This window comes from Isoptericola sp. NPDC056573, from assembly GCF_042793335.1.
GTDB lineage: Bacteria > Actinomycetota > Actinomycetes > Actinomycetales > Cellulomonadaceae > Isoptericola.
In genome coordinates, this window is sequence record NZ_JBHTUY010000003.1 from 64,981 (window position 1) to 88,600 (window position 23,620).

24 protein-coding genes and 1 tRNA gene are annotated in these 23,620 nt (G+C 74.1%); 15 read left to right on the plus strand and 10 right to left on the minus strand.

Annotated elements, in window-relative coordinates; all coding sequences use genetic code 11:
• Positions 1-96: 96 nt before the first annotated feature.
• Entirely contained in the window at positions 97-468 is a 372-nt protein-coding gene (locus ACFQ8E_RS05400) for a WhiB family transcriptional regulator (RefSeq protein ID WP_429762635.1), read from the plus strand.
• Positions 469-598: 130 nt separating this feature from the next.
• Here ACFQ8E_RS05400 and ACFQ8E_RS05405 read toward each other — a convergent pair whose 3' ends face one another.
• Positions 599-1,696: a ThiF family adenylyltransferase gene (locus ACFQ8E_RS05405; protein WP_430549558.1), complete on the minus strand. Its 1,098-nt coding sequence runs from the start codon at positions 1,694-1,696 to the stop codon at positions 599-601.
• Positions 1,697-1,839: 143 nt separating this feature from the next.
• Here ACFQ8E_RS05405 and ACFQ8E_RS05410 point away from each other — a divergent pair, with 143 nt between their 5' ends.
• On the plus strand, positions 1,840-2,379 hold the full coding sequence (locus ACFQ8E_RS05410; protein WP_430549937.1) for a SprT-like domain-containing protein: 540 nt from the start codon (positions 1,840-1,842) through the stop codon (positions 2,377-2,379).
• Positions 2,380-2,430: 51 nt separating this feature from the next.
• Here ACFQ8E_RS05410 and ACFQ8E_RS05415 read toward each other — a convergent pair whose 3' ends face one another.
• Positions 2,431-3,915 (minus strand): zinc-dependent metalloprotease, encoded by a 1,485-nt coding sequence (locus ACFQ8E_RS05415; RefSeq protein WP_430549559.1) that lies wholly within the window; start codon positions 3,913-3,915, stop codon positions 2,431-2,433.
• Positions 3,916-4,150: 235 nt separating this feature from the next.
• Here ACFQ8E_RS05415 and ACFQ8E_RS05420 point away from each other — a divergent pair, with 235 nt between their 5' ends.
• From ACFQ8E_RS05420 to ACFQ8E_RS05440, 5 genes are all read left to right on the plus strand, one after another.
• Positions 4,151-5,320, plus strand: a complete 1,170-nt coding sequence (locus ACFQ8E_RS05420; protein ID WP_430549560.1) for a PDZ domain-containing protein — start codon at positions 4,151-4,153, stop codon at positions 5,318-5,320.
• A 118-nt stretch (positions 5,321-5,438) separates the two neighbouring features.
• A complete protein-coding gene (locus tag ACFQ8E_RS05425) occupies positions 5,439-8,507 on the plus strand; it encodes a UPF0182 family protein (protein WP_430549561.1) in 3,069 nt (1,022 codons plus the stop codon).
• 170 nt (positions 8,508-8,677) lie between these two features.
• Positions 8,678-8,754 (plus strand) — tRNA-Met (locus ACFQ8E_RS05430).
• 209 nt (positions 8,755-8,963) lie between these two features.
• Positions 8,964-9,233 (plus strand): Rho termination factor N-terminal domain-containing protein, encoded by a 270-nt coding sequence (locus ACFQ8E_RS05435; protein WP_430549562.1) that lies wholly within the window; start codon positions 8,964-8,966, stop codon positions 9,231-9,233.
• 91 nt (positions 9,234-9,324) lie between these two features.
• A complete protein-coding gene (locus ACFQ8E_RS05440) occupies positions 9,325-9,816 on the plus strand; it encodes a dsRBD fold-containing protein (RefSeq protein WP_430549563.1) in 492 nt (163 codons plus the stop codon).
• Positions 9,817-9,834: 18 nt separating this feature from the next.
• Here ACFQ8E_RS05440 and ACFQ8E_RS05445 read toward each other — a convergent pair whose 3' ends face one another.
• The 3 genes from ACFQ8E_RS05445 to ACFQ8E_RS05455 are packed head-to-tail and all read right to left on the minus strand — an operon-like array spanning position 9,835 to position 11,852.
• On the minus strand, positions 9,835-11,103 hold the full coding sequence (locus ACFQ8E_RS05445) for an RNA polymerase sigma factor (protein ID WP_430549564.1): 1,269 nt from the start codon (positions 11,101-11,103) through the stop codon (positions 9,835-9,837).
• 21 nt (positions 11,104-11,124) lie between these two features.
• Entirely contained in the window at positions 11,125-11,475 is a 351-nt protein-coding gene (locus ACFQ8E_RS05450) for a YciI family protein (RefSeq protein WP_430549565.1), read from the minus strand.
• The gene (locus tag ACFQ8E_RS05455) at positions 11,472-11,852 is read right to left on the minus strand and encodes a YciI family protein (RefSeq protein ID WP_430549566.1); all 381 of its coding nucleotides are present in this window, start codon (positions 11,850-11,852) and stop codon (positions 11,472-11,474) included. The genes ACFQ8E_RS05450 and ACFQ8E_RS05455 overlap by 4 nt, the downstream gene beginning before the upstream one ends.
• A 219-nt stretch (positions 11,853-12,071) precedes the next feature.
• On the opposite strand from ACFQ8E_RS05455, the gene ACFQ8E_RS05460 reads away from it, so the two are divergent.
• From ACFQ8E_RS05460 to ACFQ8E_RS05470, 3 genes are read left to right on the plus strand one after another with little or no spacing between them, the layout of a single operon-like run.
• Positions 12,072-12,935, plus strand: a complete 864-nt coding sequence (locus ACFQ8E_RS05460) for an ABC transporter substrate-binding protein (protein WP_430549567.1) — start codon at positions 12,072-12,074, stop codon at positions 12,933-12,935.
• A 5-nt stretch (positions 12,936-12,940) separates the two neighbouring features.
• Positions 12,941-13,834: an ABC transporter permease subunit gene (locus ACFQ8E_RS05465; protein ID WP_430549568.1), complete on the plus strand. Its 894-nt coding sequence runs from the start codon at positions 12,941-12,943 to the stop codon at positions 13,832-13,834.
• Positions 13,831-14,607, plus strand: a complete 777-nt coding sequence (locus tag ACFQ8E_RS05470) for an amino acid ABC transporter ATP-binding protein (protein WP_430549569.1) — start codon at positions 13,831-13,833, stop codon at positions 14,605-14,607. Before ACFQ8E_RS05465 ends, ACFQ8E_RS05470 begins: the two co-directional genes overlap by 4 nt.
• Before the next feature lie 3 nt (positions 14,608-14,610).
• Here ACFQ8E_RS05470 and ACFQ8E_RS05475 read toward each other — a convergent pair whose 3' ends face one another.
• Together ACFQ8E_RS05475 and ACFQ8E_RS05480 are read right to left on the minus strand one after the other, a co-directional pair.
• Positions 14,611-15,282 carry a response regulator gene (locus tag ACFQ8E_RS05475; RefSeq protein WP_430549570.1) on the minus strand — a complete coding sequence of 224 codons (672 nt, stop codon included), beginning with the start codon at positions 15,280-15,282 and terminating at the stop codon, positions 14,611-14,613.
• 51 nt (positions 15,283-15,333) lie between these two features.
• Positions 15,334-16,620, minus strand: coding sequence for a sensor histidine kinase (locus tag ACFQ8E_RS05480; RefSeq protein ID WP_430549571.1), 1,287 nt, complete (start codon positions 16,618-16,620; stop codon positions 15,334-15,336).
• Positions 16,621-16,835: 215 nt separating this feature from the next.
• Between ACFQ8E_RS05480 and ACFQ8E_RS05485 the strand changes: the two genes are divergently transcribed.
• From ACFQ8E_RS05485 to ACFQ8E_RS05500, 4 genes are all read left to right on the plus strand, one after another.
• On the plus strand, positions 16,836-17,558 hold the full coding sequence (locus ACFQ8E_RS05485) for an FxLYD domain-containing protein (RefSeq protein ID WP_430549572.1): 723 nt from the start codon (positions 16,836-16,838) through the stop codon (positions 17,556-17,558).
• 91 nt (positions 17,559-17,649) lie between these two features.
• Entirely contained in the window at positions 17,650-18,699 is a 1,050-nt protein-coding gene (locus ACFQ8E_RS05490; RefSeq protein WP_430549573.1) for a DUF2510 domain-containing protein, read from the plus strand.
• Between the two features lie 118 nt (positions 18,700-18,817).
• Entirely contained in the window at positions 18,818-19,696 is an 879-nt protein-coding gene (locus tag ACFQ8E_RS05495; protein WP_430549574.1) for an NAD(P)-dependent oxidoreductase, read from the plus strand.
• A 104-nt stretch (positions 19,697-19,800) separates the two neighbouring features.
• The gene (locus ACFQ8E_RS05500) at positions 19,801-21,177 is read left to right on the plus strand and encodes a DUF2235 domain-containing protein (RefSeq protein WP_430549575.1); all 1,377 of its coding nucleotides are present in this window, start codon (positions 19,801-19,803) and stop codon (positions 21,175-21,177) included.
• Between the two features lie 24 nt (positions 21,178-21,201).
• On the opposite strand, the gene ACFQ8E_RS05505 is transcribed toward ACFQ8E_RS05500, so the two are convergent.
• Positions 21,202-21,588 carry a universal stress protein gene (locus ACFQ8E_RS05505; protein ID WP_430549576.1) on the minus strand — a complete coding sequence of 129 codons (387 nt, stop codon included), beginning with the start codon at positions 21,586-21,588 and terminating at the stop codon, positions 21,202-21,204.
• 80 nt (positions 21,589-21,668) lie between these two features.
• Here ACFQ8E_RS05505 and ACFQ8E_RS05510 point away from each other — a divergent pair, with 80 nt between their 5' ends.
• Positions 21,669-22,043, plus strand: coding sequence for a zf-TFIIB domain-containing protein (locus tag ACFQ8E_RS05510; protein ID WP_430549577.1), 375 nt, complete (start codon positions 21,669-21,671; stop codon positions 22,041-22,043).
• Positions 22,044-22,059: 16 nt separating this feature from the next.
• On the opposite strand, the gene ACFQ8E_RS05515 is transcribed toward ACFQ8E_RS05510, so the two are convergent.
• Together ACFQ8E_RS05515 and ACFQ8E_RS05520 are read right to left on the minus strand one after the other, a co-directional pair.
• A complete protein-coding gene (locus ACFQ8E_RS05515; RefSeq protein ID WP_430549578.1) occupies positions 22,060-22,503 on the minus strand; it encodes a SufE family protein in 444 nt (147 codons plus the stop codon).
• A gap of 100 nt (positions 22,504-22,603) precedes the next feature.
• Positions 22,604-23,530 carry a sulfurtransferase gene (locus tag ACFQ8E_RS05520; RefSeq protein WP_430549579.1) on the minus strand — a complete coding sequence of 309 codons (927 nt, stop codon included), beginning with the start codon at positions 23,528-23,530 and terminating at the stop codon, positions 22,604-22,606.
• Between the last annotated feature and the right edge of the window lie 90 nt (positions 23,531-23,620).

Here is a 23,620-nt window from a genome sequence, read left to right on the forward strand (position 1 = left end):
CAGGTCGTTCGAGCCGGACCTCTGACTCCAGAGGTCCACCCGCAGGTCCTGAACACCGACGTTCACATCAATACCCAGGACCTGACGGAGGAACTCGTGCGCCTCGCACAGCTGTTGGACGAGCGGCTGCTCGACACGATCCCCCAGGGCGGAAACGGCCCTTGGACCCCGCATCAACCCCTCACCCAGAGCCCGGCCGAGGTGGCCGAGCTCGACCGCCAGTTCGCGGCGCTGCTGCCGTGCCGTACCAACGACCCGGAGCTCTGGTTCGCCGAGCACACCACCCAGGTCGAGGAGGCCAAGGCGCTGTGCCGCGGCTGCCCGCTGCAGGCCGGCTGCCTCGCCGGTGCCCTCGAGCGGCAGGAGCCCTGGGGCGTCTGGGGTGGTGAGGTCTTCGTCGACGGCAAGGTCGTGGCCCGCAAGCGCGGTCGCGGCCGGCCCCGGAAGTCGGAGACCGTCGCAGCATGACCGCGCAGTGCGCCCGGGCTGCCCGGCGTGCTGAACAGGCAGGACCCACGACAGGCCTCCGGCGAGACCCCGGAGAGCGCGCCCGCATCACGTGCGGCCGGCTCTTCGCCGTCTCGCCGGGGGCCTGTCCTCATGTCGGCAGCCGGGCCGGCAGCCGGACGCACCCGCACGCCGGGTGCGGCGCGACGTCCCGCACGCGCGGCACCGCCTCGGGCAGCGCGACCTCCAGGCGCCGCCCCACGGTCGCGGGCGTCGCGCCGTCGAGCAGCGCGAGCACCTGCCCGGCCGCCAGCGCGGCGGCCGTCGCCGCGAGCATGGTCTCGTGGGCGACGTCGTCGGCCGGGCGGAGCGCGAGGTCCGCCGCGACGAACGGCCACCCCCGGTCCGCGTCGGCGGCGTGACGGTCGCAGCACCCCACGCACGGCGAACGGCCCGGCAGCACGAACGGTCCGACGACGACGTCGGCCTCCCGCACCACCACGGGGAGGTGGGGGACCCCGGCCCCGAGCAGCCGCTCGTAGCGCTCCGGGCGCGCGGCGTGCGCCTCCACCACCACGACGGCGTCCGGCAGGCGGGGCCCGCCCGTCTCCGCGACCCCCAGTGCGCTGCCGACCCGGAGCCGCGGGTGGGCGGACGCGAGCCGAGCGGCGGCGGACTGCTCCCGCGGACGGCCGACGTCGCCGGGACCGTGGCCGCCGAGCCCGAGGTCGCCCACCTGGACGGGGTCGCGGTCGTCGAGCACGAGGGCGCCGACGCTTGCACCGGCGAGGAGGCCGGCCAGGGCCGTGCCGGTCCGGCCGAGGCCCCGCACCCCGACGACGCCGGCGTCGCGGCGGGCGAGCGTGGCCGCGCCGGCGCCGTCGGGGCGCAGGGCACCCAGCACGGTGGCGTCCGGCGTCCAGGGCGGCGCGGCGTCGGCGGCCGCGGCCGGCCGGTCCGTGGCGGTGCGGACGAGGAACCCGCCGTCGGCCAGCACGCGCTCGATCTGCTCCTGACGCTCGGGGCTCACGCCCCACTGCCGGGCGCCACGATCCAGGGAGCGGTGCCGCCGTGTCCCGGCGTCGCGCAGCCATCGCGCCTCGTGGTCGTCCAGGCCGGACAGGACGAGGCTCCAGCGGGGGTCCGTGCCGAGCTGGACCTCGCCGTCGCCGTGGTCGAGGACGGGGGTCGCCGGGCGCAGCGTGAGGAGGTGACACGTCGCGGCGGTCGGGTCGTCGGCGTCTGCCATGCGGCCACCCTGGCACGCGAGTCAGGGACGGTCGGGGCGTCGTCCACAGGTCCCTCGGGCGGATTCCCGGGCGCCCGGTTCGTGAGTTCTGACACACAAAGTTCACGATTCCCCGGTACCGTCGTGCCGTGGCCCACGACACGATGATGACGTCGGTGGAGGTCCGGCGCAGCCGTCGGCGGACCGCCACGGTCAGCGCGTACCGCGACGGGGAGCGTACCGTCGTGGCCATTCCCGCGCGCTTCTCGCGCGCCCAGGAGCGCGAGTGGGTGGCGAAGATGCTCGCGCGGCTCGAGGACAAGGAGCGGCGTCGGCGCCCGTCCGACGCCCAGCTCGTCGAGCGGGCCAAGGAGCTCTCCGAGCGGTACCTGGACGGTCGTGCCCACCCGACGAGCGTGGCCTGGTCCCCCCACCAGGGCCGGCGCTGGGGGTCGTGCACGCTGGTCGACGGCTCGATCCGGATCTCCACGCGCGTGCAGGGGATGCCCGAGTGGGTGCTCGACTACGTGCTGCTGCACGAGCTGGCGCACCTGCTGCACGCAGGGCACGGCCCCGCGTTCTGGCAGCTCCTCGAGGCCTACCCGCGCACGGACCGGGCGCGCGGGTTCCTCGAGGGCGTCTCGTTCGTCCAGGACGACGGCGGAGCGTCGCCCGGCCCGGCCGACGACAAGCCCGCCGGCTGAGCCGGCCGGTGTCGGCGGCGCGGGCCGAGGCGACGGGTCGGACGGGCCGGGTCAGGACGAGGGCGTGTCCCCGTCGCCGGTGCCGTCGTCCTTCCCCGAGCGGTCCGCCGCGTCCAGGATCTGCGCCAGCGCGGCGTCGACGTCGGACTGTTCCTCCGCCTGCTCCTGGCGTCGCGTGAAGTAGCCGGCGGGGTCGTCGAGGTCCGCGGTGCCGGGCAGCAGGTCGGGGTGCTCCCAGACGGCGTCGCGCGCCTGGGGGCCGCCCTCGGCGAGGACGTGCGCGAAGAGTGCGGTGGCGTCGCGGGAGCGCCGCGGACGCAGCTCGAGCCCGACCAGCGTGGCGAAGGTGTGCTCCGCGGGCCCTCCGGCCGCACGGCGGCGCCGGATCATCTCGCGCAGCGGGTAGGTGTGCGGCAGGTGGGGGAGCGCCGCGGTGGCCGCGACCTCGGTGACCCAGCCCTCGACGAGCGCCAGCGCGGTCTCGAGGCGCAGCAGGGTGGCCTCCTGCTCGGGGGTGTGCTGCAGCCCGAAGACGCCGCCGGTCAGGGCGCCGCGCAGCGCCTCGGGGTCGCTGGGGTCGATCTCGCGCACCTGCTGCTCGAGCACGTCCAGGTCGATGGTGATGCCGCGTGCGTACTGCTCGACGAGGCCGTGCAGGTGCGCCGTGAGCCAGGGGACGTGCGTGAACAGCCGGGCGTGCGCGGCCTCGCGCAGCGCGAGGAAGTGGCGCACCTCCTCAAGCGGCGCGTCGAGCCCGTCGGCGAACGCGGTGACGTTGGTCGGCAGCAGCACGGTGGCGGGCTCGGACAGCAGCGGGACGCCGACGTCGGTGGCGCCGAACACCTCCCGCGACAGGGTGCCGGCGGCCTGCCCCACCTGCATGCCGAACACGGCCGACCCGAGGCGGCGCATCATCTGCGCGGGATCGAACCCGCCGCCGAGCTCGCCGCCCAGGGCGCCGGCAGGCAGCCCCGCGAGACCCGGCACGCCCAGCGCGTCGGTGTCGCCGAGGTCCCCGGGGAGCTGGTCGCGCAGCACGGTGGCGAGGGCGTCGGCGACGGACGTCGCGACCGGCGCCACCAGGCGGTGCCAGGCGGGCAGCGTGGCCTCCACCCACTCCGACCGGCTCCACGCGTGCGCGCGGCCGCCGGCGGGCGGCAGGTCGGTCACCGCGTCGAGCCACAGCTCCGCGACCCCGAGCGCGTCGGTCGCGGCCTTCGCCTGGCCGCCCGTGAGCGACGGGTCGCCCTCGGCGACGGCGACCTGCCGGGCGATGTCGTGGGCGACGTCGGTGTTCACCGGGCCGTCCCCGGACGCCGACAGGAGCCGCTGCACCTGGGCCAGGACGTGCTGCATGGTCGCCGGGTCGGGCGTGCCGGCGCCGGGCATGCCCGCGAGCGCGGCCGGGTCGATGCCCTGCGCGCGCATCTGGGCGAGGACCTCGTCGGTGCGGTCCCCGAAGAAGCCCTCCAGCATCGAGCGCAGCATGCGCTCGCGCTCCTCGGCACCCTCGGGGTCGTCGGGAAGGTTGCTCATGCGCGGGGCTCCTCGGCTGTGCGGTGGAGGGACGTCGGACGACGGCGGCCGTCTTCCGACTGGTTCACCGTAACCACCGACGACGTCCGGCCGGGCCGTGGAGTTCCGGCGGTTCGCTCTGGGCGCAGATCTCCCGGAGACCCTGAGGGGCGCGCCGGTGACCGGGCTGTGACCGAGCTGGTGACCGGGCTGGTGAGCGGGCGCCACGTCCAGGAACGTCGGCGATGATGTGCCGGTGACCTTCGACCGCGACATCCTCGCGCCCGACGACCCGTCGTCGCCCGACGAGGACACGCTCCCCGCCTCGCGCGCGTCGCGACGCAGCGTGACGCTCGGCGTCTCCCTGCTGGTGACGGCGCTCCTCGCCGCCGTCCTCCTGGTGCTCCCGACGCCCTACGCGATCCGTGCGCCGGGGCCGACCGAGGACACGCTCGGGCTGCAGGGCGCGGACGTGCAGGGCGGCGCGGGCGAGACGTCGAGCGGGGGCAAGAGCGCCACCGCGAAGCCGGTCGTGGAGATCGAGGGCGCGAAGACCTACGACGTCACGGGCGAGCTGCGCCTCACCACCGTGTCGGTGTACGGCGGGCCGGGCGGCGACGTCCTGCTGGGGGACGTGCTCTGGGGCTGGGGATCGCGCGAGCGCTCGGTGCAGCCGGTCGAGGCGATCTTCCCGCAGCAGACCACGCGGGAGCAGCAGCAGGAGGTCGGTCAGGCGCAGATGGCGGGGTCGGAGTCGGCCGCGACCGTGGCGGCGCTGACGGAGCTGGGGTACGAGGTGCCCGCGACGCTCACGGTGGCCGGCACGGTGCCCGGCTCCGGTGCCGACGGCGTCGTCGAGCCGGGGGACGTGGTGCGCAGCATCGACGGGCAGGAGGTCACGACGCACCAGGACCTGCTCGCCGCCCTCGACGACGTGCCGGCGGGCGACGACGTCACGCTGGGCGTCGAGCGCGACGGCGAGACGGCGGACCTCACGGTGACGACGTCGGAGGGGGACGGGCGCGCGGCGCTCGGCGTGCTCCTCGACCCGACGTACGACTACCCGGTCGACGTGACCATCCGGCCGGGCGACATCGGCGGGCCGAGCGCCGGCACGATGTTCGCGCTGGCGATCATCACGAAGATGACGCCCGACGACGAGCTGGACGGCGCCCACGTGGCGGGCACGGGCACGATGAGCGTCGACGGTCTCGTCGGGCCGATCGGCGGCATCCAGCAGAAGCTCTTCGGCGCGGTCGACGCCGGTGCGGACTGGTTCCTCGCCCCGGCGGGCAACTGCGACGAGGTCGTCGGGCACGTCCCGGACGGGCTGCAGGTGGTCCGGGTGGCCACCCTCGAGGACGCGCGGACGGCGATCGAGGCGATCGGCGCGGGGGAGGGCGCGGGCCTGCCGACGTGCTCGTGACCGGCCTGTGAAGGGCCGGTCGCCCACCCGCGGGCGAAGCGTGGGAACCTGAGGGATGACAGGGACGTTCCACACCAGAACGTCCGTCCGTCCCGAGCACGAGTGAGGTGCCCGCACCGTGTCCTTCGCTGCCCCACCCCGTCGACGACCAGGCGGCCCGCCCGCCAAGCGTCGCCGCAGCCCTCTGGCGATCACGCTGGTCGTGATCGCCGCGGTCGTCGTCGCGCTGCTGCTCCTCGCGCAGTTCTGGACCGAGATCATGTGGTTCGACGCGCTCGGCTTCGGCAACGTGATCTGGACGGAGTGGATCACCCGCGGCATCCTCTTCGTCGTCGGCTTCCTCGTGATGGCGGCCGCCGTCTTCTCGTCGTTCGCCGTCGCGTACCGGGTGCGCCCCGTCTACGCGCCGTCGACGCCCGAGCAGGCGACCCTGGACCAGTACCGGGAGGCCATCGAGCCCCTGCGTCGCGTCGTCACCATCGCCGGACCGGTCGTCGTCGGGTTCTTCGCCGGTGTCGCGGCGTCCGCGCAGTGGCGCAGCGTGCTCCTGGCGATCAACCCCTCCTCGTTCGGCGAGAAGGACCCTCAGTTCGGGATCGACCTCGGGTTCTACGTCTTCTCGCTGCCCGCGCTGCGGTTCGCGGTGAGCTTCCTCATGGCGGTCGTGATCATCGCCGGCATCGCCGCGCTGGTGACGCACTACCTGTACGGCGGGCTGCGTCTCGGGCCCGTGCCGGCGGGGACCCCGCGCACCACCCGCGCGTCCCGCGTGCACCTCGCCGTGCTGGGCTCCACGCTCATGCTGGTGATCGGTGCGAACTACTGGCTCGACCGGTACTCGCTGCTGACGGCGACGAACGGCGGCAGCACGGCGGCCACCTACAACGGGGCGTCCTACTCGGACGTGCACGCCGTCATCCCGTCGAAGGAGATCCTCACGGGTGTCGCGGTGCTCGTGGCGCTGCTGTTCGTCGTGGCGGCGGTCCGCGGCACGTGGCGCCTGCCGGCCATCGGCGTCGGCCTCATGGTCGTGTCGGCGATCGCGATCGGCGGCATCTACCCGGCCGTCGTGCAGCGCTTCCAGGTGAACCCCAACGCCCAGGAGCTCGAGGCCGACTACATCCAGCGCAACATCGACGCCACGCACGCGGCGTACGGGCTGGACGACATCGAGACCCAGCCCTACGACGCCACCACGGAGGCGGAGCAGGGCGCGCTGCGCGAGGACGCGGACACCACCGCGTCGGTGCGCCTGCTCGACCCGCAGATCGTCAGCCCGTCGTTCCGCCAGTTGCAGCAGAACAAGCAGTACTACAACTTCGCCGACAACCTGTCGGTGGACCGGTACGACATCGACGGCGAGTCCCGCGACACCGTGATCGCGGTGCGCGAGCTCAACCTCGACGGCCTGGGCGACGGCCAGCGCAACTGGGTGAACGACCACACGGTGTTCACCCACGGGTACGGCGTCGTCGCCGCGTACGGCAACCAGCCCGGACCGGACGGCCAGCCGGCCTTCTACGAGGGCGGCATCCCGACGCAGGGCGCGCTCACCGACAAGGGGTACGAGCCCCGCATCTACTTCAGCCCGTCCACGTCGGAGTACTCCATCGTGGGCGCGCCGGAGGACGCGACGCCGTGGGAGCTCGACTACCAGGCCGACGACGAGGAGGGCGGCCAGCAGGTCAACACCACCTTCCCCACCGAGGACGTGACCGCGGGCCCGTCGGTCGGCTCGTTCGGCAGCAAGCTCCTGTACGCGCTGAAGTTCGGCTCCCAGGAGATGCTCTTCTCCGAGCGGGTGAACGACGAGTCGCAGATCCTCTACGACCGCGACCCGATGACCCGCGTGCAGAAGGTCGCCCCGTGGCTGACCCTCGACCAGGGCATGTACCCGGCCGTCGTCGACGGGCGCGTCAAGTGGATCGTCGACGGGTACACCACGTCCGACGCGTACCCGTACTCGACCAGCCGTCCGATGCAGGAGGCGACGGCGGACTCCCTGACGCTCGCGGCCCAGGGCGTGCCGGTCGAGATGCCGCCGGAGGTCAACTACATCCGCAACTCGGTGAAGGCGACCGTCGACGCCTACGACGGCTCGGTGGACCTGTACGCCTGGGACACCGAGGACCCCGTCCTGAAGGCCTGGTCCGACGTGTTCCCGACGTCCGTCAAGCCGATGTCGGAGATCTCCGGCGACCTGATGAGCCACATCCGCTACCCCGAGGACATGTTCAAGGTCCAGCGCACGCTGCTGACGCAGTACCACGTCGAGGACGCGGGGCAGTTCTTCTCCGGCCAGGACTTCTGGGCGAACCCGGCGGACCCGGTGGCCAGCGGCGGCGCGAACGGCGCGAACGCCGCGAAGCAGCCCCCGTACTACATGTCGCTGCAGATGCCGGGGCAGCAGAGCTCGGCGTTCTCGTTGACCAGCACGTTCATCCCGGGCGGTAACACCGACCGCGAGATCCTCACGGGGTACCTGGCCGCCGACGGCAACGCCGGGTCGACCGCGGGCGAGGTGGCGGAAGGCTACGGGAAGCTACGGATGCTGGAGCTGCCCCGTGACTCGACGGTGCCCGGCCCGGGTCAGGTGCAGAACAACTTCGACTCGAACCCGACGATCTCCGAGCAGCTGAACATCCTGGAGCGCGGCTCCTCGAACGTCGTGCGCGGCAACCAGCTGACGTTGCCCGTCGGTGGTGGCCTGCTCTACGTGCAGCCGGTGTACATCCAGTCCGCCGGGGGCACGGCGTACCCGCTGCTGCGCCGCGTGCTCGTCGCGTTCGGCGACCAGACCGGGTACGCGGAGACGCTCGACGAGGCCCTGGACCAGGTGTTCGGCGGCGACTCGGGCGCGACGGCCGGCGACGCCGACGGCGAGGTCGAGTCCGAGGTGCCCACCGCGCCGGTCGACGGCGGGGACGGGGCCACGGAGCCGTCCACGGAGCCGAGCACGGAGCCGAGCACGGAACCGAGCACGGAACCGAGCGGTGGCACCACGCCGTCGGGTGACGCGCAGTCGCGACTGAACGCCGCCCTCCAGGAGGCGAACGACGCGATGACCGCCAGCGACGAGGCGCTGAAGGCCGGCGACTTCACCGCGTACGGCGAGGCGCAGGACCGCCTGCAGCAGGCGATCGAGGACGCCGTCGCGGCGGAGAAGGAGATCGAGTCCGCCGGCTGACCGGCGGGTGGTGCGAGGCGCGGGGTCGTCGGTCCGTCGGGACCGGCGGCCCCGCCGTCGTCGGACGGGCGTCGTCGCAGGCCGGAGGCGGTCGCGGGTGTGACCTCGGTCCCATTCGCCCGATGCGATTTGATTCGTGCCCGGTGACGCCGTAATGTTCAGGGAGTCGACGCGGGGTGGAGCAGCTCGGTAGCTCGCTGGGCTCATAACCCAGAGGTCGCAGGTTCAAATCCTGCCCCCGCTACCACGGGATGTCGTCGACATCCACGAAGGCCCCGACCGGGATCCGGTCGGGGCCTTCGTCGTGTCCGGGCCACGCCCCCCGGCACCATGCCCCCCGGTTCGTCGCCCTCGGGATGCGACCGAGCGAGGTCGTGGCCACGGTGGAGTCGCCGCGTGGAGACGACGCGCGGCGCCATGACCCGACGGACGGGTGTGATCGGGAGGAGCCGCAGGATGCCGCGACGAGACGCAGGGCCGAGCGTCAAGGACAAGGAGCTCTACGAGGAGCTGCGCGACGAGGGCAACAGCAAGGAGAAGTCGGCGCGGATCGCGAACGCCGCCGCGGCGCGCGGCCGGAAGAAGGTCGGTGCCAAGGGCGGGAAGTCCGGCTCCTACGACGACTGGACGGTCACCGACCTGCGCAAGCGGGCGGCGGAGATCGGCATCGAGGGACGGTCGTCGATGCGCAAGGCCGAGCTCGTCGAGGCGCTGCGCTCGCACTGACCGCGCCGTGCCAGGGGCCCGTGCCGGGCGCATGATGGAAGGAGCCACCGCCGGGACGGCGGGCACCCGACGACGACGCGAGGAGGCGGCGATGAGAGCGACGGTGGGCGACCGGATCGTGGTGGCGTCCGGGGTGGTCGGCGGGGCGGTGCGCGACGGCGTCGTCGTCGGCTGCCCGCACGAGGACGGCTCGCCGCCCTATCAGGTGCGCTGGTCGGACACGGGCGAGGAGACGCTGGTCTTCCCCGGCGCCGACACCCTGGTGCAGCACGACGGCGGCGGGACGGAGCCGGCGCCGCCGCGGCGGTCGCCCGCGCGGGCGCTCACCTGGGACGTGCGGGTCTCGCTCGTGGAGTCGGCCGGGAGCACGACGGCGGAGGCGATGCTGACGCCCGGCCCGGACGTCGGCTCGTTGCGCGGCGTCGGGCACGCGCGCAAGGACCCGGGCGACCTGCAGGTCCCGGTCATCGGGGACGAGGTCGCCGCGGCGCGGGCCCTGCGACGGCTCGCGGACGCGTTGCTCGAGCAGGCGGAACAGGACATCTCCGCGCAGACGGGGCACCAGGCGCACGTGCACCCGTGACCGCCCGGCCCGGGTCGGTCAGGCGAGCTGCGCGCGACGGCGGCGCAGGTGGTCGCGCTCGGCGCCGTGCCCGCACAGGGCCAGCGCCGCGTCGTAGGCCCGGCGGGCGCCGTCCGCGTCGCCCGCGCGGCGCAGGAGCTCCGCCCGCAGGGCGGGCAGCCGGTGCCCGGGCAGCGCCACCCCCGTGAGGGCGTCGAGGCCGGCGTGCGGCCCGGAGACCTCCGCCACGGCGACCGCGCGGTTGAGTCGCACGACCGGGGTGTCGGTCAGCGTCAGGAGCTCGTCGTAGCGGGCGAGGATGCGGTCCCAGGCGGTCGCGTCCGGGGTGCGGGCGATCGCGTGCTCGGCGGCCACGAGGGCCTGGAGCAGGTACGGCGTCGGGGGAGCGGTGGCGAGGGGCGTGAGCAGGTCGAGAGCCTCGGCGATCTCGCCCTGGTGCCACCGGGAGCGGTCCTGGTCCGGCAGCAGCACCAGGGCTCCGTCGCGCACCCGGGCGTCGCGGCGCGAGTGCTGGAGCAGCACGAGCGCGAGGAGGGCGTCGAGCTCGCGTGCCGCCACGCCGTCGTCTCCGGCGCCGTCGTCCTGCGCGCCCCGCCCGCCCGCGGCGCTGCCCGGCGCGGGGAGGACGTCGCGCAGCACGCGGACGAGCCGCACCGCCTCGCCGGCGAGCTCGCCCCGCACGACGTCGTCCCCGCTGGTGGGCGCGTAGCCCGCGGTGAACGCGAGGTACGCGACGTCGGCCGCGACGCCGAGGCGGTCGGTGAGCTCCCGGGCGGACGGCAGCGCGAACCGCTCGCCCGCGAGCCTCTTGCGCGCCCGGGTCAGGCGTGCCGCCATCGTCGGCGTCGACTGGAGGAACAGGCGGGCGACGTCGGCGGTGGGCACGCCCAGCACCAGGCGCAGCGAGAGCGCCGCGGCCGCCTCGCGCGACAGCCGCGGGTGGGCGCACAGGAGCACCAGGCGCAGCCGCTCGTCGGTCAGGGGCTCGCCCGCGTCCGCCATCACCCGCTGCGCGCGGGTGGCCAGGTCGGCCTCCACCTCCAGCAGCGGCATCGATCGCGCCAGCACCCGTTCGGACCGGAGCCGGTCGAGCACCCGGCGCCGGGCGGCGGTGAGGAGCCAGGCAGGGCCGTTCGCCGGCACGCCGTCGCGCGGCCAGGTACGGGCCGCCGCCTCGAACGCGTCCGCGAGCCCGTCCTCCGCCAGGTCGAGGCGACGGAACCGCGCGACGAGCAGGGCCAGCAGCCGGCCCCACTCGTCGCGCATCAGGTCCTCGAGGACTGTCACGGGCGTCCTTCCGGGGCCGGTCTACCCGGCCACGGCCGGCCGCAGCTCGACCGTGAGCTCGTCCGGGAGCAGCCGCGCGAGCTCGACGGCGGTGTCCAGGTCGGGCAACTCGACGACGTAGAAACCGCCGAGCTGCTCGGCCGCCTCGGCGAAGGGGCCGTCGGTGACGGCGCGGTCGCCGCCCGCGCCCGGCCCGAGCGTGCGGGCGGCGGCGGGGTGGCCGAGGCCCTCGCCCGCGACGACCGCGCCCCGCTCGGCGACCGCGGAGTCGAACGCCTCCAACCGGGCGTAGAAGCGCTCGCGGTGCGCGTCGTCGGCGGCGCCCCAGATCTCGTAGTGGTCCGGTTGCGTGAGCAGGACGACGACCTTCATGCGCTGCCCTCCTCGTGGTCCACGGCGGCGCGCACCTCGACGACGCCGTCGGCGTCGCCGGACGACCCGGCGAGCGTCGCGCTGATCTGGAGCAGGTCGTCGAGGTCGTCCGACTCGACCAGGTAGAACCCGGACAGCTGCTCCGCCGTCTCGGCGAACGGCCCGTCGGTGACGACGACCCGCCCCGCGGCGTCGCGGCGCACCTGCTTGGTGGTGCGGGAGTGCGTGAGCTCGGCACCTCCGGTGACGCGGTGCCCGCGCTCGGCCAGCAGCCGGGCGAACTCCTCGTGCCTCGCGTACACGGCGGCGCGCTCCTCGGCACTCGCGCGTTCCCAGACGTCCTCGACGCCGGGCAGCAGTACGACGTACGTGGTCATGGTTTCATCGTCCTTCCTCGTGGCGGGTCGTACACCTGCTCGTGCACCTGGATGACGCGCGAGGACCGTGCAGTTCGACAACCCGGGGAAGATCGACAACCGCGACGAGGTTGCCCTGTGACGACCGCCATGCCGCACGGACCCGTGGTCGGCATAGGCTCGTCGGCGGCGTGACCCCTCCGTCTTCGTCGGTCCCCCCTCGTCGGAAAGGCTCCACCCGTGCGCACCTCCCGTCCTGTCCTCGCGGTCGCTCTCGCGTCGGCCGCCACGCTCGCGTTCGCCGGCTGCTCGTCGTCGGACGACGGCGGCGACGGTGCCCCCGCCGCGTCCGGCAGCGCCACCGACTGCACGCCCGAGGGCATGCAGACCCTCACCGACGGCACCCTGACCGTGGGCGCGAGCGACCCGTTCGAGCCCTGGTACGTGGGCGAGCCGAGCAGCGGGGAGGGCTTCGAGTCCGCGCTCGTGTACGCCGTCGCGGACGAGCTCGGGTTCGCGAAGGAGGACGTCGAGTGGACGTCCGTGACCTTCGAGCAGATCATCAGCCCGGCCGTGAAGCCGTTCGACGTCGCCGCCTACCAGACGACGATCACCGACGAGCGCAAGAACGCCGTGGACTTCTCCAGCCCGTACCTCACCAGCCGGCAGGGCGTCATCGTGGCCGACGAGGGCGAGTTCTCCGAGGCGGCCAGCCTGGCGGACCTCAAGGGCGCGAAGATCGGCGTCACCGCCTCGCAGACGTCGCTCGCCGTCGCCGACGCCGCGTGGGGCGACGACGTCGAGGTGACACCGTTCAACGCCGCCGGCGACGGCATGACCGCCCTGAGCTCGGGCACCATCGACGCCATGGTGATGGACGTCGACCAGGGCGTCGCCGCCTCGACCGTCTACTTCCCCGACACGCACGTGATCGGCACGCTGCCGCCCGTGGGCGAGCCGGAGCAGCTCGGGCTCGTGCTCGACAAGGGATCGTCGCTCACGGCGTGCGTCTCGGCCGCCGTCGACACGCTCGAGGAGAACGGCACGCTCGACGAGCTGCGCACCACCTGGCTCAAGTCGGACGACGTCCCCGAGCTGTCCTGACGCCCGTGACCGGACCCGCGACGACGCCGACCGGCGGCTGGCAGCCGTCGGAGCGGGCACGCGCCCGCACGGCGTACCGGCGGGCGCAGCACCGCCGCGCGCTGCTGGTGGCCGGGGTCGCCACGGCCCTCGTGCTGGCCGCCGTCGTGTACGTGGTGACGACGGCGCCCGGCTGGGAGCGGGCGCGCGAGGCGTTCTTCTCCCCGGAGCGCGCCTGGGAGGTGCTGCCCGAGGTCGCGGCGGGGCTGTGGCTCAACCTGCGGGTGTGGGTCGTGGCGAGCGTGGTCGCGCTCGTCGTCGGGCTGCTGCTGGCCGTCGTGCGGACCTCGCGGGTGCCGGCGCTGTTCCCGCTGCGGATCTTCGCCGTCGCGTACGTGGACGTGTTCCGCGGCGTGCCGCTGCTGCTCGTGCTGCTGCTGGTGGGTTTCGGCCTGCCCGCCCTGCGCCTGCCGTGGCTGCCGGTGAGCGCCGCCTTCCTCGGCGGCCTGTCGATCGTCGTCTGCTACACGGCGTACCTCGCGGAGATCTTCCGCGCGGGCATCGAGGCGGTGCACCCGTCGCAGGTGGCGGCCGCCCGGTCGCTGGGTCTGACCCGCGGGCAGGCGGCGCGGCGCGTCGTGCTGCCGCAGGCGGTCCGCAACGTCACCGCGCCCGTGGCCAGCATGCTCGTGTCGCTGCAGAAGGACTCCGGCCTCATCTCGATCCTCGGCGCCGTCGACGCGATCCGCGCCGCGCAGATCGCGACCACCGGCGACTACAACTTCACGCCGTACGTGGTGGCGGGCCTGCTGTTCCTGGCGATCTCGATCCCGCTCACCCGGCTGGTCGACGCATGGTCCGCCCGCCAGGGCTGGCGCGGCGAGCTGCGCGGCGTCGCCGGTGCGGGGGTGGTGCGATGAGCGACATCGTCCCCGGGGCGCCGCTCCTGTCGCTGCGCGGCGTCCGCAAGTCCTTCGGCACCGGTGCCGACAGCAAGGTCGTGCTCGACGGCGTCGACCTCGACGTCGCCGCGGGGTCGTGCGTCGTCGTGGTCGGGTCGTCCGGGTCCGGCAAGTCCACGCTGCTGCGCGTCGTCGACCTGCTGGAGGAGGTCGACGACGGCCAGGTGCTGCTGGACGGCGAGGACGTCGCCGACCCCTGGGTGGACGCCGACGCCGTGCGCGCCCGCCTCGCGATGGTCTTCCAGCAGTACAACCTCTTCCCGCACCTGCGCGTGCTCGACAACGTGGCCCTGGCGCCGCGGGTCGTGCACAAGGTGCCGCGGGCCGAGGCCGAGGCGGCCGCGCTGGCGATGCTCGAGCGCGTCGGCCTCGCGGACAAGGCGCGCGCGTACCCCGACCAGCTCTCGGGCGGGCAGCAGCAGCGCGCCGCCATCGCGCGTGCGCTCGTGAACGGGCCCGAGCTGCTCCTGCTCGACGAGGTGACGTCCGCCCTCGACCCCGAGCTGGTGGGGGAGGTGCTCGACCTCCTGCTCTCCCTGCGCAGCGAGGGCGTCGCCGGGCGGCCGACGACGATGCTCGTCGCCACGCACGAGATGGGCTTCGCCCGCGAGGTCGCCGACGAGGTCGTCTTCCTGCACGCCGGGCGCGTGCACGAGCGCGGCACGCCCGAGCAGGTGCTCCGGGACCCGCGGGAGGAGCGCACGCGCGAGTTCCTGCGGCGCCTGGGCTGACCGTCAGCCGCCCAGCGGTGGTGCGGCGGCTCCGGCCCGGTCGACGAGGACGGCGAGCTGCTCGCGCGCGGTGAGGTCCAGCTTGGCCATCGCGCGCCCGAGGTGGGCCTTGACCGTCGACTCGGAGAGGTAGAGCCGCTCGCCGATCTCCCGGTTCGACAGGCCGTGCGGCAGGAACGACGAGATCTCCTGCTCCCGGACCGTGAGGGCGTCGAGGGCACGGCGGGCCTCGTCGCGACGGCTGTCGAGGCGGCGGCTGCCGCTCAGGTGCCGGATGACCGCGCCCGCGGAGGCGTGGTCCAGCGCGCCGGAGCCGGCCGCGACCTCGCGCACGTGGGCCGCGATGTGCTCGGGGTCGTCGTCCTTGCCGAGGAAGCCCTGCGCGCCTGCGGCCAGCGCGGCGACCACCGTCTCGTCGGTGCCGAACGACGTGAGCGCGATGACGGCGGGGGGCTCGTGCCGACGCCGCAGCTCACGGATCGCGTCGAGGCCGCCGGTCCGGCGCATGTGCAGGTCCATGAGGACGACCTCGGGGCGGCACGCGGCGACGGCGGTGACGACCTCGTCGCCGTCCGCCGCCTCGCCGACGACATCGATGCCCTGCGCGGTCAGCACCGTGGTCAGGAGCCGCCGCACCATCGGATCGTCGTCGACGACAAGGACGCGGACCTTCATCCCGGCGAATCGTAGCCCGAGGCGCACGCCCTCGCCGGGGGAACGCCCTGGTCACGTCGCGCGCGTGACCCACGGCAGGCGGGCGCGCACCACGAACGCCCCGTCCGCGCGCCCGGCGGACAGCGTCCCCCCGACGGCGTCGGCGCGCTCGTGCATGCCGAGCAGACCGGAGCCGGTACCGGGGACGGTCGGCCCGCGGGCGGTGTCGGTCCCGGTGGGGCCCTGCAGCGGGTTGCGCACCGTGATGTCCACCCCGAGCGCGGGGGAGGCGTCGACGCGGATGTCGACCGGTTCGCCGGGCGCGTGCTTGCGGGCGTTGGTCACGGCCTCCTGCACCACCCGGAACGTGGCGCGCACCAGCTCGGGTGCTGCGTCCTGCCCGCCGGTGACGGACACCTGCGCGGTGGTCCGTGGGTTGTCGTCGGTCATCCGGTCGACCAGGGGGAGCAGGTCGTCGAGGGTCGCGCCGGGGAACCCGGTCACGGTGTCGCCCGAGCGCAGGGTGGTCACCAGCGAGCGCAGCTCACGGATGGCCTGCTGGGCCGAGGCGCGCATCTCGCGTGCGGCCAGCGCGGCCTCCGGGTCGTGGGTGCTCGTGACCTCGAGGGCCGACGCCTGCAGCGAGATCTCCGCGACGTGGTGCGCCACGGTGTCGTGCACCTCGCGCGCGATGAGGCGCCGCTCGTCCTGGCGTCGCACCTGGTCGCGGAGGACGGCGGTCGCGGCGGCCGCCGCCTGCTGCTCGTCGCGGGCGCGCTCCGCGACCAGCTGCGCCCGGCGGACGAGCCCGGCCGCCACGGAGACGCCCAGCAGGCCGAGACCGACCACGACGTAGGCCGCCGCGGTCGGGTCGGTCGACAGGACGCGGGTCCGCTCGTCGACGGTCACCAGCACCTGGGCGGCGTGGTCGCGCAGCGCGTCGCGGACAAGGGCGGCCGCGGTCGCCGCCGTCGTCGCGCCGACCGCCGCGAGGCACGCCCGGACCGTCCGGGTGGCCAGCACCCAGGGGAGGGCGAGGAGCGCCGCCGACGCGTCCAGGGGGAGCAGGATCGAGCAGGTCGACGCCGTGAGGCAGAGCGCGAGGGGGAACCGCTGTCGCAGACAGAGCAGACCCGCGAGGACGAGACCGACCAGCGCGGTCACCACGTACAGCGCCGGGTGCAGCGAGCCCGTCGGAGCGGCCGCGTGCGACGCGAACCCCACCGCCACCAGCGAGCTGGCCGCCGACACCGCGACGGCGACCACCGTCCCGGCCACCGACGCCCAGCGCAGCACGGTGGCCCGCCCGGCGGGGGCGTCGTCGCCGCCGCCCGGAGCGGCAGTCGCTCGAGCGAACATGCGTCGACAGTACGGCGGGACGCGGCTTCGTGCGTCCGCCGGTCGGGCACGTCCGGCCGCACGAGGGCTGCCCGGTCGGGCACCCGGCGATGACCGGTCGGCCGATGTGTCCCGGCCCGGGTGGGGCGGATCGTGGAGGACGGCAGATCGTCCGACCGCCCGTGGGGGCGACGGGCGCACGTTCACCGCATTCCATGTCGCACCGAGGAGCACCCATGTCCCAGACCATCCCGCCCGCACAGGACGCACCCGTTCCCCCCGCCGCCGGCGCGCCCTCTCAGCCCGCGCCGGGGTATCCGGCACCGCAGGCGCCGCGCCGCGGCAACGCCCTGGCGGTCACCGGGTTCGTGCTGGCCCTCCTCGGCTTCCTGCTGTGCCTCGTCCCGATCGTCAACGCGTTCGCGATCGTGCTTGCCGTGGTGGGCCTGGTCCTCGCCGTGATCGGGCTGGTCAAGACCCGCAAGGGCGCACCCCGGAAGGGCCTGGCGATCGCCGGCATCGTCCTCGCCGTCCTCGGCGGGGTCGGCGGCGGAGTGTCGGCCGCGCTGTACAGCTCGGCCGCCGACGCCGCGATCGAGACGCTGGACGACGCGTCCGCCGACCTGGACAAGATGACGGGTGACGCCACGGAGCAGGTCCTCGCGGAGGACGTCTCGGTCGAGATCGGCGACTTCACGGCCGACGAGGACGAGTACGGCCTGGTCACGACCGAGCTGCCGGTCACCCTCACCAACACGTCGGACGAGACCCAGAGCTTCATGGTGACGGTCGACGCGCTGGACGAGTCGGGCAACCGGGTCGCCCAGGACATCGCCTACTCGAACGAGCTGGCTGCCGGTCAGTCCGAGAAGGTCGACCTCTTCCAGTTCGTCGAGCAGGGCGACCTGGACGCGATGAAGTCCGCGACCTTCGAGGTCGTCGAGGCGACCGCAGCCTGATCCTCGTTCTCTCCTGATCCGGGCCCGAGCCGTCGGCTGCTGCGCTCCACGGCCCGGGCCCGACCTCCTACTCCCTGACGAAGGAACTCACGTGAGCAACCCGACGCCGCCCCCTGGCTGGTACCCCGACCCGCAGAACCCGCAGTCGTCCCGGTGGTGGGACGGACGTTCGTGGGGTCCGTCCGCGGCAGCCGCGGGCGCGCCGGCGCAGGGGATCCCGACCCACCCTGCCGTCGTGCTGGGCACGGGCGTGTTCGTCCTCGCGATCGCGTCCCTCGTGTTCTTCTGGATCCCGGTCCTGGGCCTCCTGCTGGCGGCCGGTGCCCTCGCCTGGTCGATCGTCTCCCTCACCAGGAACCTGCGGACCTGGAAGGTCGTCAGCGCCACGGTGCTGTCGTCGGTCTCCCTCGTCCTCGGGGTGGCCTTGATGGCGTCGTTGGTCGGCGGGAACGACGACCCCGCTCCGGCGGTCGAGTCCGGTTCGACGACGGACGAGGGCACGCCTGGTGCGGCGTCGGACCCGGAGCCGTCGGACCCGGAGCCGTCGGAGATGGTGCCGACGGACCCGGAGGACGAGGCCGCCGGCGGAGCGTCCGACGCGCCGCGGTCGAGCACGTCCGAGAGCGACGAGCAGCAGAAGAGCGAGTCCAAGGGGTCCGAGGACACCGCGACGTACGGCAAGCAGCCCCGGTCGGAGCGCGAGTTCGTCGCGATCGTCACGGACGGGTTCGGCACCTTCGACGAGGCGGACACCGACCTCCAGCAGTCCGAGGCGATCCGCAAGCGGAACGAGAAGATCTGCAGCGAGGTCGGCTCGACCGCCGACGGCTGGACGGGTGTCGTCGCGGACGTCGGCGCGAACGGCGAGGGCAAGGCGTGGGTGGAGATCGAGGTGGCGCCGCACGTGACGGTGCACACGTGGAACAACGCGCTCTCCGATGCCTTCGACGACACGCTCATCGCACCGGGTTCGTCGATGTTCGACAACCTCGTCGCACTGCAGGAGGGCGACACGGTGACCTTCTCGGGTGAGTTCGTGCGCGACGACGACGCCTGCGTGCAGACGACGAACGTGACCCAGTACTTCAGCGGGATCGATCCGCAGTTCCTCATGCGGTTCTCCGCGGTCGACGCACGCTGAGGACCCGTCCTCGACCGCCCGACCGGACGCCTCGCGGCCGGGCGGGCCGGCTTCGTTAGGGTGCAGGGGCACGGACCGCCGCCCGGCGTCGTGGTGTTCATCGCTCGGAGGTCAGAGGATGCAGGGCACGTCGATCGGGTTCGTCGGCACGGGACCGATGGGGGCGCCGATGGCGCGGAACCTGCTGGCGGCGGGGTTCGACGTCGCGCTGTGGAACCGGACCGCCGCAAAGGCGGAGGCGGTCGCCGTGGGCGAGCCACGCGCGACGGTCGCGGCGACGCCGGCTGAGATGGCTCGGCCGGTGGTCGTCGTGATGCTGCCGGACCTGCCGCAGGTGCGGGACGTCGTCGACCGGCCGGACGGGCTTCGGGCGGGGTGGCGCGCGGCCGGGGTGGCGGACCCGGTGCTCGTGGTGATGAGCACGGTGAGCCCGGTCGCGGTCACCGCGTGGGCGGAGCAGCTCGCGGCCGACGGTATCCGCCTGGTGGACGCGCCCGTGAGCGGCGGCGTCGAGGGGGCGGTGGCGGGCAGCCTGAGCATCATGGCGGGCGGCGCGGACGGCGACCTCGCCGCGGTCCGGCCGGTGCTGGACGCGATGGGCTCGACGGTGCGCCACCTCGGACCGGTGGGCGCGGGCTCGCTCACCAAGACGTGCAACCAGATCGTCGTGGGCGGCACGCTCAACGCACTGGCCGAGGCGGTCGCCATCGCCCAGGCCGGTGGCCTGGACCTCGCCACCGTGCTGGAGGTGCTGGGCGCCGGGCTGGCCGGCTCGCAGGTGCTCACGGACAAGTCGCGGCGCTACCTCTCGGGCGACTACGCGGACGGCGCCGCGTGCCGCACCCAGCTCAAGGACCTCGAGTTCGGCCTCGCGGTGGGGCAGCAGCTCGGCGTCGACACGTCGCTGACGGCGGTCGCCCGCGACCGGTACCAGCGGATGGTCGACCGCGGCGACTCGGAGCTGGACCACAGCGCCGTCATCCGCGTCGTCGTCTGAGCCTGCCCACGACGCCGCCGGTCGGCGGACCTTGCACGATGGCGTGAACGCTCGTCGTATCAGCGCCGCGCTGGCACCCTCCGAGGTACATGGAGGGGACGACCATGAAGCGACTGGTGCTGTGCTGCGACGGGACGTGGAACCACGCCGTGAACTCGCAGGTGTCCAACATCGAGAAGATCGCGCGCTCCGTGCTGCGCTCCGGCGGGAGCGCGGACCCGGACGTCGAGCAGGTCGTCGGGTACGTGGCGGGCGTCGGCGCCCGCGGCTACCTGGTGGACCAGCTGCTCGGCGGCGCGTTCGGGTACGGGTTCACCCGCAACGTGGTGGACGGCTACCGATTCCTGACCATGAACTACGAGCCCGGTGACGAGATCGTGGTGCTCGGCTACTCCCGGGGGGCGTACACGGCGCGCAGCGTCGTGGGGATGCTGTCGCAGGTGGGCCTGCTGACCGTGGAGGCCCAGGACGACGGGCTGCTGTGCGAGGCGGAGCGCGTCTACCGCCTCAGGCCGCCGACGGCGCGCCGCGTCGCGCGGGCGAAGCGCACCGTGGCCCGCACCCGGCCCGGGTCGTGGCGCCGGCGCCGGGCGGAGGCCCTGCTGCGGCGGGGCGACGAGGTCCGCGCCGAGAAGCGGGCGTTCCGTGCGGAGCACGGGATCGAGGTCCCCGTCCGCTTCCTGGGCGTCTTCGACACGGTCGGCGCGCTCGGGGTCCCGGGCCCGTCACGCCGCAAGAACCGCTTCCACGACGTCTCCCTCTCGCCCGCGGTCCTCACCGCACGGCAGGCGCTCGCGATCGACGAGCGCCGGCTGACCTTCGCTCCGTGCCTGTGGACCGTGCCCGACGGCGACCCGCCCGACCGGGTGCAGCAGGTGTGGTTCCCCGGCACCCACGGCGACGTCGGCGGCGGTGGCGCCCGCTGCGGCCTGTCGGACGTCGCGCTGCAGTGGATGGCCGCCGAGATGCGTGGCGTGGGCGTGCAGTTCGACGAGCACCGGCTCGCGCGCCAGCTCACCCCGCGCGCCGCCCTGGTCCTGGACCAGGCGCCGCCGTGGCCCTTCCGCATCCTCAACATGTTCACCCGTGTGCGGCCGCGCTACGCGACGGTCGACGGCCGTCTCGTCTTCCGCCGGGGCCTGCGGGTGCTCGCGCTGCCGGCCGCGACGTCGTCCCCGGCGGAGCTCACCACCGGTGCTTCGGCCCCGGACGTCGTGACCGCGGAGGTCGTGGGGGCCTGGCGCGACGGTGTGCGCCTGGCGGACACGGTGCTGCGGCACGTGCTGCGCGACGGCTACGCCGCCCTCGCCCCCAACCTCGGCTGGTGGATCACCGAGGCCGGAGGGGTGGAACGGGTCCCCGTCGAGCAGGTGGACGCCGCCCGCGGCGACCTGCGCCCCTTCGTGCTGCCCGGCAGCGACGCCATCGCGCCGCAGCTCGCGACCCCGCGGGAGCCTCGCGCCCTGCCCGCGGGTCGCTGACGGAGCCGGCTCAGGACGGTGCGGTCACTCGTCGTAGGTGTCCTTGACGACGAGCACCGGGACGGGGGAGTCCAGCAGCACCCGCTGCGTCGTCGTCCCGACGAGGAACGTGCCCGCGTTGGAGCGCTTGCGGGAGCCGAGGACGACGAGCGTCGCGCCGGAAGCCTCGGCGGCGTCGAGGATCGCGTCCGCGGGCTCGGTGCCCGAGGGCCGGCGGGTGACCGGCTGGACCTCGACCCTCGCGGCCGCCTCGGCGAGGAGTCCGTCGAGCGGGTCGCCGTCGGCGGGGTCGTCCGACCGTGCGAGGTGGACCACGTGCAGGGGGAGACCTCGCCGGGACGCCTCCGCGACCGCGGTCCGGACGGCCGCCTCACCGTGGGGCGACGGGTTGTAGGCCACGAGCACCGTCATGCGCACACTCTCGCACACGGAGGGAACCTCGCGCCGGTCCGGGCCGTTGACCCCACCAGCCGACGAAGGAGCAGCGCATCATGCAGTGTCCGCACGACCAGACCGTCCTCGTGATGTCCGAGCGCAAGGGGATCGAGATCGACTACTGCCCGCAGTGCAGGGGCGTGTGGCTCGACCGCGGCGAGCTCGACAAGCTCATCGAGCGCTCGCTGGAGTCGGAGATCGCCGCCGAGGCGCGCGGTCCCGTCCCGCCCGCTCCGGCGTCCGCGCCTGCCGGTGCGGCCTACCCGGCGCCCGGCTACGACGACCGCCGCTACGACGACCGCCGCTACGACGACAAGCGGTACGACGAGCGCCGCTACGACGACAAGCGGTACGACGACCGCGGGTACGACCCCCGCTACCGCAAGCGCAAGAAGAAGGAGTCGTTCCTCGGGGACCTGTTCGACTTCTGACCCTCGACGACGGCCGTCAGGCGGCGGCGAGCTGCTCGCGCACCTGCCGCTTGGCGCGGGTGAGCATGCCCGCCATGCCGTTGAGGCGCAGCGGGCTGACGGCGCGGGTGAGCCCGATCATCAGCGGGAAGTCGTCGGGGACGTCCAGCACCTGCTGCGCCGAGAGCCCGGACAGCCCCTGGGCGAGGATCGACGCGAACCCGCGCGTGGTGGGCGCCTCCTGCGGGGCGGTCGCGTAGAAGTGCACGACGTCGCCGTCGACCTCCGCGAACGCGCGCACGGGGGACTGGCACTCCTCCACCGCCTCGAGCAGGCCGGGCGCGCTCTCGTACCGCGGGGGCAGGCCCGGCAGCTCGCGGGAGAACTCGAGCAGGAGCTGCAGCCGGTCGCGCTCGGGCAGGGCGAGGAACTCCTCGCGGATCTCGGCGAGCGGCTCGGGCAGGGGGGCGGCGTCGGTCATGGACCCAGTCTCTCGTAGGGGGCCGGACACCGGTCGAGCCGGTCCGGACCGCGGAAGGGTCCGGACCGGCTCGAGCTCGGCGCCGTGGCTGGTCGGTGCGTCAGGCGGCCTGCTGCTGCTTGACGCTCGAGGGGACCTCGCCGGGCTCGGCGCCCGCGACGATCGGCACGCGCACGGCGTTGCCCCACTCGGTCCAGGAACCGTCGTAGTTGCGGACGTCGTCGATGCCGAGCAGGTAGCGCAGCGCGAACCAGGTGTGGCTGGAGCGCTCGCCGATGCGGCAGTAGGTGATCACCGAGTCGCCGGCGGTGAGGCCGAGGCCGCCCTCCTGGTAGATCGCCTCGAGCTCCGCGCGCGGCTTGTAGGTGCCGTCCTCGGCGACCGCGGTGGCCCAGGGGACGTTGCGGGCCGACGGGATGTGGCCGCCGCGCAGCACGCCCTCCTCCGGGTAGTCCGGGATGTGCAGACGCTCGCCGGAGAACTCCTGCGGGGAGCGGATGTCGACCAGCGGGCCGTTGCCGAGGTGGGCGAGCACGTCCTCCTTGAAGGCGCGGAACGTGGCGTCGTCGCGCTCGACGACGGGGTACTCGCCCCGGGCGGGGGAGGGCACGTCGGTGGTGAGCTCGCGGCCCTCGGCCACCCACAGGTTGCGGCCGCCGTCGAGCAGGCGGACGTCCTCGTGGCCGAACAGGGTGAAGACCCAGGCGGTGTAGGCGGCCCACCAGTTGTTCTTGTCGCCGTACAGCACGATCGTCGTGTCGCGGGAGATGCCGCGGCTCGCGAGCAGGTCGGCGAAGCCGGCGCCGTCGAGGTAGTCGCGCTCGACGGGCTGCAGCAGGTCGGTGTGCCAGTCGATCTTCACGGAGCCGGGGATGTGGCCGGTCTCGTAGAGGAGGACGTCCTCGTCGGACTCCACGACCACCAGGCCCGGGGTGTCGAGGTTCTCGGCGAGCCACGACGTCGTCACGAGGCGCTCGGGGTGCGCGTACTCGGCGAGGCGCGGCGTCGGGTCGGTGGGTGCGGGCATGGTTCCTCCATCTGTGCGGCGACACCGGACGCCGGCCGGCGCGGTGGGTCGTGGCCACTCGGGCCTGGGACACGCGGGTTCTGTGGACAC

What these genes read in the sequence shown, in the direction of transcription:
- ACFQ8E_RS05405 (WP_430549558.1), bottom strand. Translation starts at nt 1,696, where the DNA reads ATGGCAGACGCCGACGACCCGACCGCCGCGACGTGTCACCTCCTCACG.
- ACFQ8E_RS05410 (WP_430549937.1), top strand. Translation starts at nt 1,840, where the DNA reads ATGATGACGTCGGTGGAGGTCCGGCGCAGCCGTCGGCGGACCGCCACG.
- ACFQ8E_RS05415 (WP_430549559.1), bottom strand. Translation starts at nt 3,915, where the DNA reads ATGAGCAACCTTCCCGACGACCCCGAGGGTGCCGAGGAGCGCGAGCGC.
- ACFQ8E_RS05435 (WP_430549562.1), top strand. Translation starts at nt 8,964, where the DNA reads ATGCCGCGACGAGACGCAGGGCCGAGCGTCAAGGACAAGGAGCTCTAC.
- ACFQ8E_RS05440 (WP_430549563.1), top strand. Translation starts at nt 9,325, where the DNA reads ATGAGAGCGACGGTGGGCGACCGGATCGTGGTGGCGTCCGGGGTGGTC.
- ACFQ8E_RS05450 (WP_430549565.1), bottom strand. Translation starts at nt 11,475, where the DNA reads ATGAAGGTCGTCGTCCTGCTCACGCAACCGGACCACTACGAGATCTGG.
- ACFQ8E_RS05455 (WP_430549566.1), bottom strand. Translation starts at nt 11,852, where the DNA reads ATGACCACGTACGTCGTACTGCTGCCCGGCGTCGAGGACGTCTGGGAA.
- ACFQ8E_RS05470 (WP_430549569.1), top strand. Translation starts at nt 13,831, where the DNA reads ATGAGCGACATCGTCCCCGGGGCGCCGCTCCTGTCGCTGCGCGGCGTC.
- ACFQ8E_RS05475 (WP_430549570.1), bottom strand. Translation starts at nt 15,282, where the DNA reads ATGAAGGTCCGCGTCCTTGTCGTCGACGACGATCCGATGGTGCGGCGG.
- ACFQ8E_RS05480 (WP_430549571.1), bottom strand. Translation starts at nt 16,620, where the DNA reads ATGTTCGCTCGAGCGACTGCCGCTCCGGGCGGCGGCGACGACGCCCCC.
- ACFQ8E_RS05485 (WP_430549572.1), top strand. Translation starts at nt 16,836, where the DNA reads ATGTCCCAGACCATCCCGCCCGCACAGGACGCACCCGTTCCCCCCGCC.
- ACFQ8E_RS05495 (WP_430549574.1), top strand. Translation starts at nt 18,818, where the DNA reads ATGCAGGGCACGTCGATCGGGTTCGTCGGCACGGGACCGATGGGGGCG.
- ACFQ8E_RS05500 (WP_430549575.1), top strand. Translation starts at nt 19,801, where the DNA reads ATGAAGCGACTGGTGCTGTGCTGCGACGGGACGTGGAACCACGCCGTG.
- ACFQ8E_RS05505 (WP_430549576.1), bottom strand. Translation starts at nt 21,588, where the DNA reads ATGACGGTGCTCGTGGCCTACAACCCGTCGCCCCACGGTGAGGCGGCC.
- ACFQ8E_RS05510 (WP_430549577.1), top strand. Translation starts at nt 21,669, where the DNA reads ATGCAGTGTCCGCACGACCAGACCGTCCTCGTGATGTCCGAGCGCAAG.
- ACFQ8E_RS05515 (WP_430549578.1), bottom strand. Translation starts at nt 22,503, where the DNA reads ATGACCGACGCCGCCCCCCTGCCCGAGCCGCTCGCCGAGATCCGCGAG.
- ACFQ8E_RS05520 (WP_430549579.1), bottom strand. Translation starts at nt 23,530, where the DNA reads ATGCCCGCACCCACCGACCCGACGCCGCGCCTCGCCGAGTACGCGCAC.